This window comes from Pseudomonas sp. CCOS 191, from assembly GCF_001007005.1.
GTDB lineage: Bacteria > Pseudomonadota > Gammaproteobacteria > Pseudomonadales > Pseudomonadaceae > Aquipseudomonas > Aquipseudomonas soli.
The window spans coordinates 958,318-971,334 of record NZ_LN847264.1 but is presented as its reverse complement, the minus strand read 5'-3'; the positions used below and the strand labels follow the sequence as shown (position 1 = coordinate 971,334).

The window sequence follows — 13,017 nt, the reverse complement described above, 5'->3', positions numbered from 1 at the left end:
TTGTGGGAGCTGGCTTGCCAGCGATTCGAGGGCGCAGCCCTCGCCAGGACTACGAGTCTTTACCGCGCCCTGATTCCGACGCTTGCATAAACTTGCGCTTTTCCTCTTCCGCCAGCTGCCATCTCAGCGCCGCCGCAGTACGATGGCCTTCAGAGGAGTCTCCGATGCCCGCACTCGACCACCTGCAAGTCTTCAATGCCATGCATGCCTCGCCCCACGCCCGGCTGGAGCTGAGCGCGCACCTGGGCGACGGGCTGGCGGCGGCGTTGTGGAGCAACCGCGACGACGCCCGCGACTACCAGGCGCCCAGCCACCACACATTGTCCTGCTACATAGCCGACGGCACCGGAACCTTCCGCCGCCAGCGTCCGGCCGACAAGGGCGCGCCGGGCAAGCTGTGCATCATGCCGGCCGGCCATGAGTCCAACTGGGTCGTCAACGGCACGATCCGCCTGGCCCACCTGTACATCAGCGAACAGCAATTCGCCCTTGGCTGTACCCGCCTGCTGGACCGCGAGCCGCGTGAAATGCAGCTGCACGAGGCGACCTTCCTCGACGACCCGCAACAGGCCGCACGCTTTCGCCAGCTGATCGGCCTGGACTGGGCCGAGCCCGGCGAGCGCCTGCTGGCCAGCAGCCTGGCCCACGACATCATCGACCACGCCGTGCTCAATCAGGCCGGCCTGCGCCAGGGGCTCAAACTCAAGGGCGGCTTGGCGCCGCACCAGCGACGGCAACTGGTGGACTATATCGAGGCCCACCTCGACCAGGCGCTGACGCTTGGCGAGCTGGCACTGCGCTGCAACCTGTCCGAATACCACTTTGCACGGATGTTCCGGACAAGCTTCGGTCTGCCGCCGCATCAGTACCTGCTGGCCCGGCGGCTGCAAAGGGCGTGTCGCCTGCTGCGCATGGGCACACTGCCCCTGGGCGAAGTGGCGCTGCTGTGCGGGTTTGCCAGTGCCAGCCACTTCAGCAACCGGTTTCGCCAGGCGTTGGGAGCGACGCCGGGGGAATATCGGGCGGCGTTTGCCAATTGATTCTGGGGCCGCATTGCGGCCCATCGCCGTGGTTCGTCGCCACGACAAGCCGGCTCCCATAAAGTCACACGATCTCCTGTGGGAGCCGGCTTGCCGGCGATGGACCGCGCAGCGGTCCCGCTGATCAGAACTCCAGAGTGCTCGATAGACTGACCTGCCGCGCATCCCCCACCGCGACGAAGTAACGATTCACCGCCGAGCTGTAGTACACCTTGTCGAACAGGTTCTTCACGTTCAACTGCAGGCGCACCTTGTGCTCGTCCAGCTTGGTTTCGTAGCTGGCGAAGGCATCGGCCACGGTATAGGCCGGCAGGTCGAAGTCGTTTGTCGCGTTGCCCGCACGCTCACCCACGTAGCGCGCACCGGCTCCCAGGCGCAGGCGATCACCGCCGAACAGGCTGCCGTAGTCGTATACCGCCGAAAGCGAACCACTGTGACGAGCGACGTTCTGCAGGCGATTGCCCTTGAGCTGCGGGTCCTTGGTGACCTCGGCGTCGGTAAAGGCATAGGCCCCGATCAGGCTCCAGCGTTCGCTGAGCTGACCGGTCAGGTCCAGCTCTACACCCCGTGAGCGGACTTCCCCTGCGTTGCTGTAGAGAATGGTCCCCGGCTGGGTGTCGCCATCGGCCACCAGCACGTTGCGCTTGGTGATGTCGAACAGCGCCAGGGTACCGGTCACCGCGCCCGGCACGTCGAGCTTGGCCCCCAGCTCCCAGGACTTGCCCTCCTCCGGCGCGATCCCAGAGTCCAGGGTCAGGGTGCGGCCACCACCGATGCTCAGCGGGGCGATGGTCGAGTTGGGCTTGAACGACTCGCTGTAGCTGCCATAGAACGACAGCTGCTCATCCACCTTGTACACAACGCCCGCATGGGGCACCCAGGTCTGGTCGCTGGTGTCGGTGTTGACGTTGAACGGTCGCCCGCGGCCGGCGTACTGGTCGTACTGCTGGAAGCGCCCACCGGCCACCAGGATCCAGTGCTCGTCCAGGTGCCAGGCGTCCTGCAGGAACAGCGAATCGGTGCGCAGCTTGTCGGTCTGGTCGCTGTCGGTGGCGCGCACGTTGGTGCCTTCCACTTCGCGGCCATAGACCGGGTTCAGGTAGCTGAAGGTCGAGCGGCTGTTCTGGCGGATCAGGTCGGCGCGGTAGACCTTGCGGTCCTCGTGATCGGCACCCAGCACCAGGTCGTGGCGCATGCCGGCCAGCTCGACGCTGCCGTTGAGGCTGAAGGTGGCGAACTGGTCGCGGCTCAGGGCGCCCCGGGTGCCGTCGATGCTGCGCGACAGCGTGCCCTTGCTTTCATCCACGCCGGTCACGCGCACCTGGCTGGCGTCGTAGGTCTCGCGGTTGAAGCTGTAGCCGACGTGCAGCTTCCACGCATCGTCCAGCTGATGGTCGATTTCCAGGCGGTACAGGTCGGAGCGGCCCTCCATGTCGTTGAACGGCTCGTCCAGGCGGCGGGTGGCGGGTATGTTCAACGGGTGGCCGTCGCTGCCGAAGGCGGTCCCGCGGTCGAACGGATAGCGAAACTCGCGGTGCTCATAGGCGAGCACCACCTGGGTGTCCTCGCCGTACCAGGCCAGCGACGGCGCCACCAGCGATTCGCGGTGCACGCCGAAGTTGCGCCAGTAGTCTTCATCCTCGTGATCGACGATCAGGCGATAGGCCAGGTTGCTCTCCCCCAGCGCACCGGTGCTGTCCAGGCCGCCGCCGCTGCCGTTCTTGCCACTGCCGTAGGTCGAGCCGCGCAGGGTCAGGGCGTTGTACTGGGTAAGTTGCGGGCGCTTGCTGACCACATTGATCACCCCGCCCGGGTCCTGGATGCCGTAGAGCAGCGAGGCCGGGCCCTTGAGCACTTCGACCCGTTCGGTGCTGGCATTGAGCGCGCGGCCCTGCACGATCGGCATGCCGTCGCGCATGATCGAGCCGTCGCGGTTGTCGCCGAAGCCACGCTTCATCACCGTGTCGGCGGTACCGCCGAAGTTGTTGCCCTGGGTGATGCCGCTGACGTTGTACAGGGCATCGTCCAGGTTGCGCGGTACCTGGTCGCGGATCACCTGGGCCGGGACCACGTTCACGGCCTGCGGGATATCCAGGGTCGCGCCCTGGCCGCGCATGATCGAGGCGCTGGCCGGCGGCTGGTAGCTGTAGTCGTCCAGTTGCGAGTTGATGGTGGTGGCCTGCAGGTTCAGCGCGCCGGAGGTGTCGACCGGCTCCAGGGTCAGGGTGCGGGCGTCGAGGCGGCGCCAGGCCAGGCCTGAATTGCCGAGCAACTGCTGCAGCGCCTGCTCGGCGTCGAAGGTGCCGTTCAGCGCCGGGGCCCGCAGGTCCGGTAGCGTCAGGGTATAGACCACGCTCTGCCCGGTGGTACGGCTGAAGGCGTTGAGTGCCTGGGCCAGCGGCTGGCTGGGCTGGGCGAAGGCATAGACCTGGCTCTGCTGGGCGGCCACGGCATGGGGCACGACGGCCATGGCGGACAAGCTGCAGAGGCCGAACCAGAGCGAGACGCAACGCGGGGTGAACTTCATGGACGCGGACCTGTGGGCGGGATGATCGTATGCGAATGAATCGCACTTCCACTCACTACACGGATGCCAGCGTGGAGTACCTCATCACCTGATGGAAATATTTTGCTGTTCCGACGCTATCGCGGGGCAAGCCCGCTCCCACGCAATGGCTTATGGGAACGGACTCGTGGGAGCGGGCTTGCCCCGCGATGGCGTCGGCTCAGGTCAACGCAAAACGGTCAACCGGCCCAGCACAGTCTGCCGCTCGAACCCCATCACCTTGCCCAGCGAATCCAGCGCGGCCAGCGGTTCCTCAACCGGGAAACTGCCACTGACCCTGCGCTGCGCCAGCTCACCGTCGAGCAGCAGGATCCGCCCGGGGTAGTAACGCCCCAAGTCCTCGATCACCTGCGCCAACGGCACCTGGTAGTAGTTCAGCCAGCCTTGGCGCCAGGCCATGCGGCTGTCGCTGTCCACCGCCTCGACCCCACCGGCCACACCACCGGCATAGGCCAGCTGCTGGTTGGCTGTCAGTTCACGGGCCGGTTGCCCTTCGGCCGCCGTCACCGCCACCCGCCCGCTGCGCACCGTGACCTGCGCGCCGTCACCCTGTCCGCGCACCTCGAACTGGGTCCCCAGCACCCGCACTTCGCCGCCCTGGGCATCCACCAGGAACGGCTCGCCGGTATGGGTTACCTCGAAGAACGCGGCGCCGCGCAGCAACCGCACACGCCGCTCGCCCTGGGCGAAATCCACTGCCACGGCAGTGCCGGCATCCAGGGTCAGTTGCGAACGATCGGCCAGGGTTACCTGGCGTACCTGCGCGCCGCTGGTGTAGTCGGCGCGCAGGTCCTGCAGCCAGAACTGTGGCTGCCAGCCTGCCGCGAATCCCAGCGCCAGGGCCAGGCTCGCCGCCACAGCCAGGCCGCGCCACGGTCCCTTGCGCTCGGGCCGGCGCATGGCCTCCAGGTATGTTTGCAGGCCTTGGTGTTCCTCGGCCGCCAGCCGCGCCGCCGGCGCCTCGCTCAGGCGCCAGAGCGCCTGGGCCTCGGCATAGGCCTGGCGATGGGCGGGGCTCTCCAGCAACCAGCGCTTGAACGCCGCGCCCTCGGCCTGCGCCGGCTGCTGCTGGATGCGCCCCAGCCAGCGCAAGGCGGCCTGGGACTGGGCGGCAGTGATCGGCTGTTCAACACTCATCGACGGGCGCTCCCTGACCGGCGCAGTGGGGACGCGGGTTCGGCGACACTCGCCTTGCACGCTTCGAGGGCGCGCATCATATGCTTTTCCACTGCGCTCTGGGACAACTGCATGGCCTTGGCGATCTCGCCGTAGGTGCAGCCATGGATGCGGCTGAGCAGGAAGATCTGCCGGGTGCGTTCGGGCAGCGCCCGCAGGGCTGCCTCGATGCGTTGCAGGTCGTGGTCGACCTCCAGGGCCTGCTCGGGTGCCTGGGCGCAATGCGTTTCATCGGGTTCGTGCAAGCCCTCGGCGGCGCGGTCGCGGCTGCCTTCGCTGCGCAGGTAGTCGATGGCCAGGTTGCTGGCGCTGCGCAGCAGATAGGTATCGAGCGCCTCGACCTTCACCTCGGGGCGCCGCCAGAAGCGCAGGAACAGGTCCTGCACCAGGTCCGACGCCGTGGCGCGGCAGCCGACGCGGCGGCTGACCAGCGCCTCCATGCGCGCACGCTGGGCGAGGAACACCTGGAGGAAGCGTGCCCGCCCGCCGCCGGCCTCGGAATCGCTCAAGGGCCTAGACCGCCAGCACGGCCAGCAGCGGCCCGAGCACCAGGCTGGCAAGCGCCGCGCCGAGCAACAACCGCGGCTGGTAGGGCAGGCCGAACACCCACAGGGTCACGCCGGCCATCAGCACGGCGATCCACTCCACCAGGCCCAGGGCCCAGCCGCGCCCATGCACGGCGAGGATCAACGACAGCAGCAACAACGCCCAGCCCGTGATTTTCAAGGCTCGCAGCTGCCGCCCCGTGGGCTTGCGCCCGAGCAGGTCGTTGAAGTGTTTTTCCATGGCCAGGCACAGGCCGGCGAAACCGGCGAAGCCCATCAGCGCAACTCCCAGCATCAGCTCGCCTCCACGGTCTTGGCGGCGCGTGGCGCACGCTTGGCGGCCGGCTTGGGCGCGCGCAGCATCTTGCCGGCGGCCCAGGCCAGGAACAGGCCGGTGGCCAGGGCCGTCAGGTCGAAACCGGCCATGGCCCAGTCACCGGCGGCGATGGAGTGATCCAGCCCCTTGTCGGAGGTCAGCGCGTTGAGCAACGGCAGCAAGGCGAACGCCAGCGCGCCAAGCGTCAGTTGTTCGCCCCAGGCGCGGCGCCCGCTCCTCAGCATGGCGTGGAGCAATGACGCGCCCCAGGCCAGGAAGAAGCCGTTGATCTCCCAGTCGGCCCGCCCTTCCAGCGTTGCCGGCAGCAGGCGATTGGCCCAGAAGAACGCCGCCACGCCCAGCAACAGGCCGCTCATGCTGGCGATGTTCAGCACTTCGACCAGGCGCAGCTCGCCGGGCATGCGCGCGCTCTTGGCATGCTTGAGCTGGCGCTTGCCCAGCCACATCACCAGCCCGGTGCCGATCACCACGGTGCCGGCCACGCCGAAGGCGAAGTACAGCCAGCGCAGCCAAGGCCCGGCGAAGTTGCCCATGTGCAGGCCGACGAAGGTGAACGAGGTGGTCATCGCCGCGCTTTCCGGCGCGCCGCGGCGCAGCAGCTCGCCACTGACGCCATCGAAGGTCCAGATGGCGCTGCGCTGGTAGGCGACACTGTCGGCCGAGGCGCGGGTGAAGGTGACCCGGGCGTTGCGGTCACCCGGGTTGTGCACCTGGATGTAGCCCATGCGCGCCCCCGGCGCCTGTTCCTGGACCTTGGCATACAGTTCGGTCAACGGCGCCAGCGGCGCGGCCTGGGCAACCGCCTTGGGCACCTCGTCGCGACCGAACACATCGTTGAAGTAGCCGCTGCTGTCGCCGTAGCTGGCCAGGATGCTGGCCGGCATGACCATGTACATGAAGATCACCAGGCTGCTGTAGCTGATCATCAGATGGAACGGCAGCACCAGCACACCGATGGCGTTGTGACCGTCGAGCCAGGACCGCTGGCCCTTGCCCGGGCGGAAGGTGAAGAACTCCTTGAAGATCTTCTTGTGGGTGATGATCCCGGTGACCAGCCCCAATAGCATGATGAAGGCGCAGAAGGTCGACAGCCAGCGCCCCCATGGGTGGGGCATCTGCAGTTGGAAGTGGAAGCGGTAGAAGAACTCGCCGCCACGGCTGTCGCGGGCCTCGACCGCCTCGCCGGTGCGCGCGTCGAGCTCCTTGTCGGTGAAACCACGCCGCCCACCACCGTTCGGGTCGCGCCAGCTGACGCTCAACGCCGCCTCGCGCTCGCTGGGCAGGCGGATGAACCAGGTGCTGGCGTGGCCGGCATTGGTTTCGAGGTAACGCTGGGCCAGGCCGAGACTGGTCACCGGGTCGAGTGGATGACTCTGCACCTCGGGCTGGGTCCAGTGGCTGATCTCGTCCTTGAAGTACGACAGCGTTCCGGTGAGGAAGATGGCGAACAGCAGCCAGCCGAAGATCAGGCCGGTCCAGGTGTGCAGCCAGGCCATGGCCTGGCGGAAGCCTTCTTTCATGGCAGGTTCATCCAGTAGGCCAGTGCGTTGATCAGCCCCAGCACCAGGCTTGGCAGCAGCATGCCCAGCCAGGCGCGCCAGGCGCTGCGGCAGGCGAAGCACCAGATGAAGGCGACCAGGTAGAAGACGAATGACAGCATCATCCCGGTCATCGTCGCGTCGGCCTGGGTCATCGGCGCAAGCAGGGTGATGCAGACACTGGCCATCGACGCCAGCAGGTAGCCACCCAGCAGCGCGGCCAGGCTGCGTGAGGTCACGGCCAGGCGGTAGCTCAGGGGAAGGCCGGCGGCTTTGCTCTTCATGGCGAGGGTCCGGGAATTGGGGCTGCAATACTAATGATTTCAATTCTCATAAGCAAAGCATGGCGGCGCGAGCGGTCGCATGCCTTGCGTCGGCAGCGATTGCCGAACACCAGCGGCATGAATACAATGCGAACAATTCTTACTTCCAGTTGCGCTATCCGGCGCCGGAGTCGCATCGGTGCCCAGCGCCCTCTCTTCCACCGTCGAAGGCCTCTACATCGCCCACCACAGCTGGCTGACCGGTTGGCTGCGACGACGCCTGGGCTGCCCGCAGAGCGCCGCCGACCTGGCACAGGACACCTACGTGCGCTTGCTCCAGGCCCGTGAAGCGCCGCAACTGATCGAGCCCCGCGCCTTCCTCACCACCGTGGCCAAGCGTGTGCTGTGCAACCACTTCCGCCGCCAGGAACTGGAGCGCGCCTACCTCGAGGCCCTGGCCCAGGTGCCCGAACAGGTGGCACCGAGCGAGGAAGACAAAGCCCTTATCTTCGATACCCTGCTGGAGCTTGACCGCCTGCTGGACGGCCTGCCGGCGCTGGTCAAGCGCGCCTTCCTGCTGGCCCAGGTCGATGGCCTGGGCCAGGGCGAGATCGCCCGTGAGCTGGGCATCTCCCTGGCCACGGTCAAGCGCTACCTGCACAAGGCAGCCCTGCGCTGCTACTTCGCCCTGTGAACGGCACGTTCTCGGCGCAGATCGCCGAACAGGCGGTGCACTGGCTGATCGAATCGCAGAGTGCCGACTTCGACCAGCACCAGGCCCTGCAGCATTGGCTGCAGGCAGACAGCGAGCACCAGCGCGCCTGGGCGCATATCCAGCAGGTCAACCAGCGCCTGCGCGGCGTGACCGCGCCAGTGGTCCACGCCACCCTGCAGGCACCATCCTCGCCCGCCCGACGCCGCGCCCTCAAGGTCTTGCTGCTGGCCGGCGTAGCCAGTGCCGCCGGGCTGGGCCTGCAGCAGCACAATCCGCTGCCCGGGCTGATGGCCGACTACCGCAGCCCGGTCGGCCAGCGCCGCCGCCTGACCCTCGACGATGGCAGCCAGCTGCACCTGAACACCCGCAGCGCCGCTGATGTGCGTTTCGACGGCCAGCAGCGCCGGGTGCGGTTGCAGGAGGGCGAGTTGTTGCTCGAAGTGCAAGACGATCCCCGTCCACTGCGCCTGGTCACGGCCCAGGGCGAGCTGCGCCTGGAAAGCGGGCGCTTCGATGTGCGCCAGTTCGACGATTTCAGCCTGGTGTCAGTGTTCAGCGGCAGCGCCAGCGTGGCCGGCACACCGTTGCTGGCCGGCCACCAGGCGCGGTTTGCCGTGGGCGGCTGGCAGGCCATCGCGCCGCTCGACCCCAACCGCGCGGCCTGGGTGGACGGCATGTTGGTGGTGTCGCAGATGCGCCTGGGCGACTTTCTCGCCGAGCTTGGGCGTTATCGGCTCGGCCAGCTGGGTTGCAGCGAAAGCGTCGCCGACCTGCGAATTTCCGGGTCGTATCCACTGGCCGACAGTGAGCGGATCCTGGAAATGCTGGAGGTGACACTCCCGGTGAAGGTGCGACGGTTCACCCGGTACTGGGTGTCGCTGGAGGCTGCGAAAACCGGCTGAGAGGCAAGCGAGAGCAACACATGGCCATCGCGGGGCAAGCCCGCTCCCACGAAGAGCGGTGCCAACCCAAATTTATTTCATATTCGTTGAGCCATTTCCCGAACCTCGCGTGACAGAGAAGGCAGAACCCCTTGTCACAGGACCTCCGTCACATGCCCCTGCGCCTCAGCCCCCTCGCCTACGCCCTGATCCTCGCCGCCCCGTTTGCCCTGGCCGGCGAGCCCCGCGACTACCACATCGCGCCCGGCACACTGGAACAGGCCCTGAACCAGTTCGGTCGCGAAAGCGGCGCGCTGATCTCGTTCAGCCCCGGCCTCACCCAAGGCCTGAACAGCCCAGGCCTGGAAGGCCAGTACGAGGTCGGCCAGGGCCTGGACGCCCTGCTGCGCGGCAGTGGCCTGCAGGCGCGTCAGGAGGTCGACAACGCCTACAGCCTGCAACCGCTGCCGGCCACAGGCGGCAATGCAGCGGTCGAACTGAGCGCCTCGACCGTGGTCGGCGATTGGCTGGCCGAGGCCCGCCAGGACAACGTCTTCGAGCACCCCGGTGCCCGCGACGTGGTGCGTCGCGATGAATTCGAACGCAGCGGCGCCAGCAGTGCCCGCGAAGTGCTCAACCGCATTCCCGGCGTCAACGCCCCGGAAAACAACGGCACCGGCAGCCACGATCTGGCGCTGAACTTCGGCATCCGCGGCCTCAATCCGCGCCTGGCCTCGCGCTCCACCGTGCTGATGGACGGCATTCCGGTGCCCTTCGCCCCCTACGGCCAGCCGCAGCTGTCGCTGGCGCCGATCAGCCTGGGCAACATGGACGCCGTGGACGTGGTGCGCGGCGGCGGCGCGGTGCGCTACGGGCCGCAGAACGTCGGCGGCATCGTCAACTTCGTCACCCGCGCCATTCCCGAAGAGGCCACCTTCAAGGCGGCGATGCAGAATCAGATCAGCCCGTCGTCCAGCCAGGATGGCCTGAAGAACAGCGCCAACCTGCTGATCGGCGGCACCAACGCCAACGGCCTGGGCGGCGCCCTGCTCTACTCCGGCACCCGTGGCAGTGACTGGCGCGAACACAGCGACACGCAGATCGACGACCTGATGCTCAAGGGCAAGCTGCAGCTGGACGACGCCAACAGCCTGCACGCCATGGCCCAGTACTACGAGGGCGAGGCCGAGATGCCCGGCGGCCTCAGCACGGCAGACTTCGACGCCGACCCATACCAGTCGACGCGCCTGAAGGACAAGTTCTGGGGCCGTCGCACCCTGTTCAACTTCGGTTACGACTACAAGCAGGACGACCGCCAGTTCAGCGTCAACAGCTTCTTCACCAAGACCCTGCGCAGCGGCTACCTCGACCAGGGCAGCTTCGTCTCGCTGTCGCCGCGCGAATACTGGGTGCGCGGCATCGAAACGCGTTTCTCGCAGGGCCTGGCCCTGGGCGACAGCTGGCACGAGCTGGGCGTCGGCTACCGCTACGTCAACGAAGCCGGCCACGAGCTGCGTTACCGCGAGCCGGTCAACGGCGCCCTGCCGACCACCGCCAGCCGCAACGACCGCGACACCCGCGGCAGCACCGAAGCTCACGCGATCTACCTCGACGACCGTATCGATATCGGCCGCTGGACCATCACCCCGGGCATCCGCTACGAGATGATCGACTCACGGCAGAGCAACAAGCTCAACGGCCAGCAGTACCAGGGCAGCTACAACACCGCCTTGCCCGCCCTGAACGTGATGTACCACCTCACCGACCACTGGAACCTGTACGCCAACACCGAAGGTTCGTTCGGCAGCGTGCAGTACAGCCAGATGCCCAACCGGGTCAGCAGTGGCGAGGTGAAACCGGAGAAGGCGCGCACCTGGGAAGTTGGCACCCGCTACGACAATGGCGACCTGCAGGCAGAGATCGGCGCGTTCCTGATCAATTTCGACAACCAGTACGAAAGCAACCAGACCAACGATTCGGTGATCGCCCGCGGCGAAACCCGCCACCAGGGCATCGAGACCAGCGTGCGCTATGCCCTCGACGGCCTGAGCCCAGCCCTGGCCGGTTTCGATGTGCATGCCGGCTACGCCTTCGTCGACGCCACCATTCGTGAAGACGGCCCGAACAAGGGCAACCAGGTGCCGTTCTCGTCGCGCCACAAGGGCACGCTGGGCATCGGCTATACCGAAGGCCCGTGGCAGTTGAACCTGGACAGCAGCTTCCAGAGCAGCCAGTACGCCGACAACGCCAACACCGGCAGCGAGAGTGCCGACGGCAGCACCGGGCGCATCCCCGGCTACATGCTGGTCAGCACCCGCGCCGGCTATGACTTCGGGCCTGCGCTTTCGAACCTGAAGGTGGCGGTGGGGGTGAAGAACCTGTTCAACCGCGAGTACTACACCCGCTCGTTCGACGACAACAACAAGGGCAAGTACGTGGGTGAGCCGCGCACGCTGTACGTGCAGACGTCGGTAGAGTTCTAGATCGCCCGGGGCTGCGTTGCTGCCCGGCGCCGGCGAGCCGGCGCTGGGCAGCCCGTGATCAGGCCAGCGCTTTCTCGATCGCCTGCACCACGGTCGGGTCATCTGGCGCGGTACGCGGGGCAAAGCGTGCCAGCACCCGGCCATCCTTGCCGACCAGGAACTTCTCGAAGTTCCAGGTGATGTCGCCGGGGAACTCGGCGCCTTCGCCCGCCAGCAGGCGATACAGCGAATGACGTTGCGCGCCGTTGACCTCGAGCTTGGCCCCCAGCGGGAAGCTCACGCCGTAGTTGAGGCTGCAGAAGTCCTGGATTTCCTTCTCGCTGCCAGGCTCCTGGCCGGCGAACTGGTTGCACGGCAGGCCGAGCACATTGAAGCCCTGGCCCTTGTACTGCTGGTGCAGCTTTTCCAGCGAAGCGTATTGCGGCGTCAGGCCGCACTTGGAGGCGACATTGACCACCAGCACCACCTGGCCCTTGAACGGAGCAAGGGGCAGGTCCTCGCCGTTCAGCGCCTTCAACGTCAGGTCGTGAAATGCACTCATGATGAAATCCCCTCTCAGGTTCCGATTGCCGCAGGGGCGAATCCCGCCCACGAAAAAGGCGCGCGGCCAAACCGTCCACCCTCCCGAGGAGGGCAAGTCCGGCTTGCCCGAGCGCCTGGCGACTCTCTGAGCTTAGCGCAGAAAATCAGTGGTGATGGCCACCTTCACCGTGGATGTGACGGTGAGCGATTTCTTCTTCGCTGGCGTCACGCACGTCGACAACCTTGACCTTGAAGTTCAGGCGCTGGCCAGCCAGCGGGTGGTTGCCGTCGACGGTCACGTCGTCGCCGTCGATGTCGCGGATGGTGACGATCTGCATCTGGCCGTCCGGCGCCGAGGCGTGGAACTGCATGCCGACTTCCAGTTGGTCGACGCCTTCGAACATCTTGCTGCTCAGGGTGCTGACCAGCTCGGCGGAGTATTCGCCGTAGGCTTCTTCGGGTTCGATGGCAACGGTCAGTTCCTCACCGGCCTGCTTGCCTTCCAGGGCTTTTTCCAGGCCCGGGATGATGTTGCCGGCACCGTGCAGGTAGACCAGCGGCGCACCACCGGCGGAGCTGTCGATGACCTCACCAGCGTCGTTGGTGAGGGTATAGTCGATGGAGACAGCCTTGTTGGCGGCGATCAGCATGGGGCAAGACCTTTTGCAAAAGAATATAGAACGAACAAGTGTAACCAACGCATCGGCCGATTGCGAACCCGGCGCGGACCAACAGCAGCCCATCAGTCGGATCACCGGCTTCCACCTCAACGAAGAGCGGCACTGGGTGGTCGAGCTGTCCTGCGGCCACACCCAGCATCTGCGCCACCAGCCGCCCTGGCAGGCCCGGCCCTGGGTGCTCGATGCCGACGAACGCGCCCGGCGCATCGGCCAGGTATTCCCCTGCGGCTGGTGCGCTCAGGGTGCCGTTAGCGCTACCCTTGGCCGCTGA

General features: G+C 66.7%; 13 protein-coding genes. 5 read left to right on the top strand and 8 right to left on the bottom strand.

The genetic code is table 11. The features are described 5' to 3' along the window. The first annotated feature begins 164 nt into the window (after nucleotides 1-164). Complete coding sequence (locus CCOS191_RS04480; protein WP_046854212.1) at nucleotides 165-1,040, top strand: helix-turn-helix domain-containing protein; 876 nt, start codon at nucleotides 165-167, stop codon at nucleotides 1,038-1,040. A 124-nt stretch (nucleotides 1,041-1,164) separates the two neighbouring features. Here the strand turns inward: CCOS191_RS04480 and CCOS191_RS04475 are convergent, their stop codons facing one another. From CCOS191_RS04475 to CCOS191_RS04450, 6 genes are all read right to left on the bottom strand, one after another. After that, a complete protein-coding gene (locus tag CCOS191_RS04475; protein WP_046854211.1) occupies nucleotides 1,165-3,567 on the bottom strand; it encodes a TonB-dependent siderophore receptor in 2,403 nt (800 codons plus the stop codon). Between the two features lie 204 nt (nucleotides 3,568-3,771). Next, entirely contained in the window at nucleotides 3,772-4,743 is a 972-nt protein-coding gene (locus tag CCOS191_RS04470) for a FecR family protein (protein WP_046854210.1), read from the bottom strand. Then, nucleotides 4,740-5,291, bottom strand: coding sequence for an RNA polymerase sigma factor (locus CCOS191_RS04465; RefSeq protein ID WP_231867471.1), 552 nt, complete (start codon nucleotides 5,289-5,291; stop codon nucleotides 4,740-4,742). Before CCOS191_RS04465 ends, CCOS191_RS04470 begins: the two co-directional genes overlap by 4 nt. A 4-nt stretch (nucleotides 5,292-5,295) precedes the next feature. Beyond that, on the bottom strand, nucleotides 5,296-5,622 hold the full coding sequence (locus CCOS191_RS04460) for a DUF3325 domain-containing protein (protein ID WP_046854208.1): 327 nt from the start codon (nucleotides 5,620-5,622) through the stop codon (nucleotides 5,296-5,298). Further along, nucleotides 5,622-7,184, bottom strand: coding sequence for a PepSY-associated TM helix domain-containing protein (locus CCOS191_RS04455; RefSeq protein ID WP_046854207.1), 1,563 nt, complete (start codon nucleotides 7,182-7,184; stop codon nucleotides 5,622-5,624). Before CCOS191_RS04455 ends, CCOS191_RS04460 begins: the two co-directional genes overlap by 1 nt. After that, on the bottom strand, nucleotides 7,181-7,486 hold the full coding sequence (locus CCOS191_RS04450) for a DUF3649 domain-containing protein (RefSeq protein ID WP_046854206.1): 306 nt from the start codon (nucleotides 7,484-7,486) through the stop codon (nucleotides 7,181-7,183). Before CCOS191_RS04450 ends, CCOS191_RS04455 begins: the two co-directional genes overlap by 4 nt. A 178-nt stretch (nucleotides 7,487-7,664) precedes the next feature. Here CCOS191_RS04450 and CCOS191_RS04445 point away from each other — a divergent pair, with 178 nt between their 5' ends. The 3 genes from CCOS191_RS04445 to fecA all read left to right on the top strand — a co-directional run bounded on the left by CCOS191_RS04445 (nucleotide 7,665) and on the right by fecA (nucleotide 11,544). Then, nucleotides 7,665-8,159, top strand: a complete 495-nt coding sequence (locus CCOS191_RS04445) for a sigma-70 family RNA polymerase sigma factor (RefSeq protein ID WP_046854205.1) — start codon at nucleotides 7,665-7,667, stop codon at nucleotides 8,157-8,159. Then, nucleotides 8,156-9,082, top strand: a complete 927-nt coding sequence (locus tag CCOS191_RS04440) for a FecR domain-containing protein (RefSeq protein WP_046854204.1) — start codon at nucleotides 8,156-8,158, stop codon at nucleotides 9,080-9,082. Before CCOS191_RS04445 ends, CCOS191_RS04440 begins: the two co-directional genes overlap by 4 nt. A gap of 152 nt (nucleotides 9,083-9,234) precedes the next feature. After that, entirely contained in the window at nucleotides 9,235-11,544 is a 2,310-nt protein-coding gene (gene fecA / locus CCOS191_RS04435; protein WP_046854203.1) for a TonB-dependent Fe(3+) dicitrate receptor FecA, read from the top strand. Nucleotides 11,545-11,602: 58 nt separating this feature from the next. On the opposite strand, the gene CCOS191_RS04430 is transcribed toward fecA, so the two are convergent. Together CCOS191_RS04430 and CCOS191_RS04425 are read right to left on the bottom strand one after the other, a co-directional pair. Next, on the bottom strand, nucleotides 11,603-12,085 hold the full coding sequence (locus tag CCOS191_RS04430) for a glutathione peroxidase (RefSeq protein ID WP_046854202.1): 483 nt from the start codon (nucleotides 12,083-12,085) through the stop codon (nucleotides 11,603-11,605). Nucleotides 12,086-12,230: 145 nt separating this feature from the next. Further along, nucleotides 12,231-12,716: an FKBP-type peptidyl-prolyl cis-trans isomerase gene (locus CCOS191_RS04425; protein ID WP_046854201.1), complete on the bottom strand. Its 486-nt coding sequence runs from the start codon at nucleotides 12,714-12,716 to the stop codon at nucleotides 12,231-12,233. Here CCOS191_RS04425 and CCOS191_RS04420 point away from each other — a divergent pair. Further along, nucleotides 12,715-13,017, top strand: coding sequence for a DUF3565 domain-containing protein (locus CCOS191_RS04420; protein WP_046854200.1), 303 nt, complete (start codon nucleotides 12,715-12,717; stop codon nucleotides 13,015-13,017). The two genes, CCOS191_RS04425 and CCOS191_RS04420, sit on opposite strands and share 2 nt — an antisense overlap.

Coding starts and splice junctions, on each gene's coding strand:
- CCOS191_RS04460 (WP_046854208.1), bottom strand. CDS start 5,622: ATGCTGGGAGTTGCGCTGATGGGCTTCGCCGGTTTCGCCGGCCTGTGC.
- fecA (WP_046854203.1), top strand. CDS start 9,235: ATGCCCCTGCGCCTCAGCCCCCTCGCCTACGCCCTGATCCTCGCCGCC.
- CCOS191_RS04425 (WP_046854201.1), bottom strand. CDS start 12,716: ATGCTGATCGCCGCCAACAAGGCTGTCTCCATCGACTATACCCTCACC.
- CCOS191_RS04455 (WP_046854207.1), bottom strand. CDS start 7,184: ATGAAAGAAGGCTTCCGCCAGGCCATGGCCTGGCTGCACACCTGGACC.
- CCOS191_RS04430 (WP_046854202.1), bottom strand. CDS start 12,085: ATGAGTGCATTTCACGACCTGACGTTGAAGGCGCTGAACGGCGAGGAC.
- CCOS191_RS04480 (WP_046854212.1), top strand. CDS start 165: ATGCCCGCACTCGACCACCTGCAAGTCTTCAATGCCATGCATGCCTCG.
- CCOS191_RS04475 (WP_046854211.1), bottom strand. CDS start 3,567: ATGAAGTTCACCCCGCGTTGCGTCTCGCTCTGGTTCGGCCTCTGCAGC.
- CCOS191_RS04450 (WP_046854206.1), bottom strand. CDS start 7,486: ATGAAGAGCAAAGCCGCCGGCCTTCCCCTGAGCTACCGCCTGGCCGTG.
- CCOS191_RS04420 (WP_046854200.1), top strand. CDS start 12,715: ATGGGGCAAGACCTTTTGCAAAAGAATATAGAACGAACAAGTGTAACC.
- CCOS191_RS04470 (WP_046854210.1), bottom strand. CDS start 4,743: ATGAGTGTTGAACAGCCGATCACTGCCGCCCAGTCCCAGGCCGCCTTG.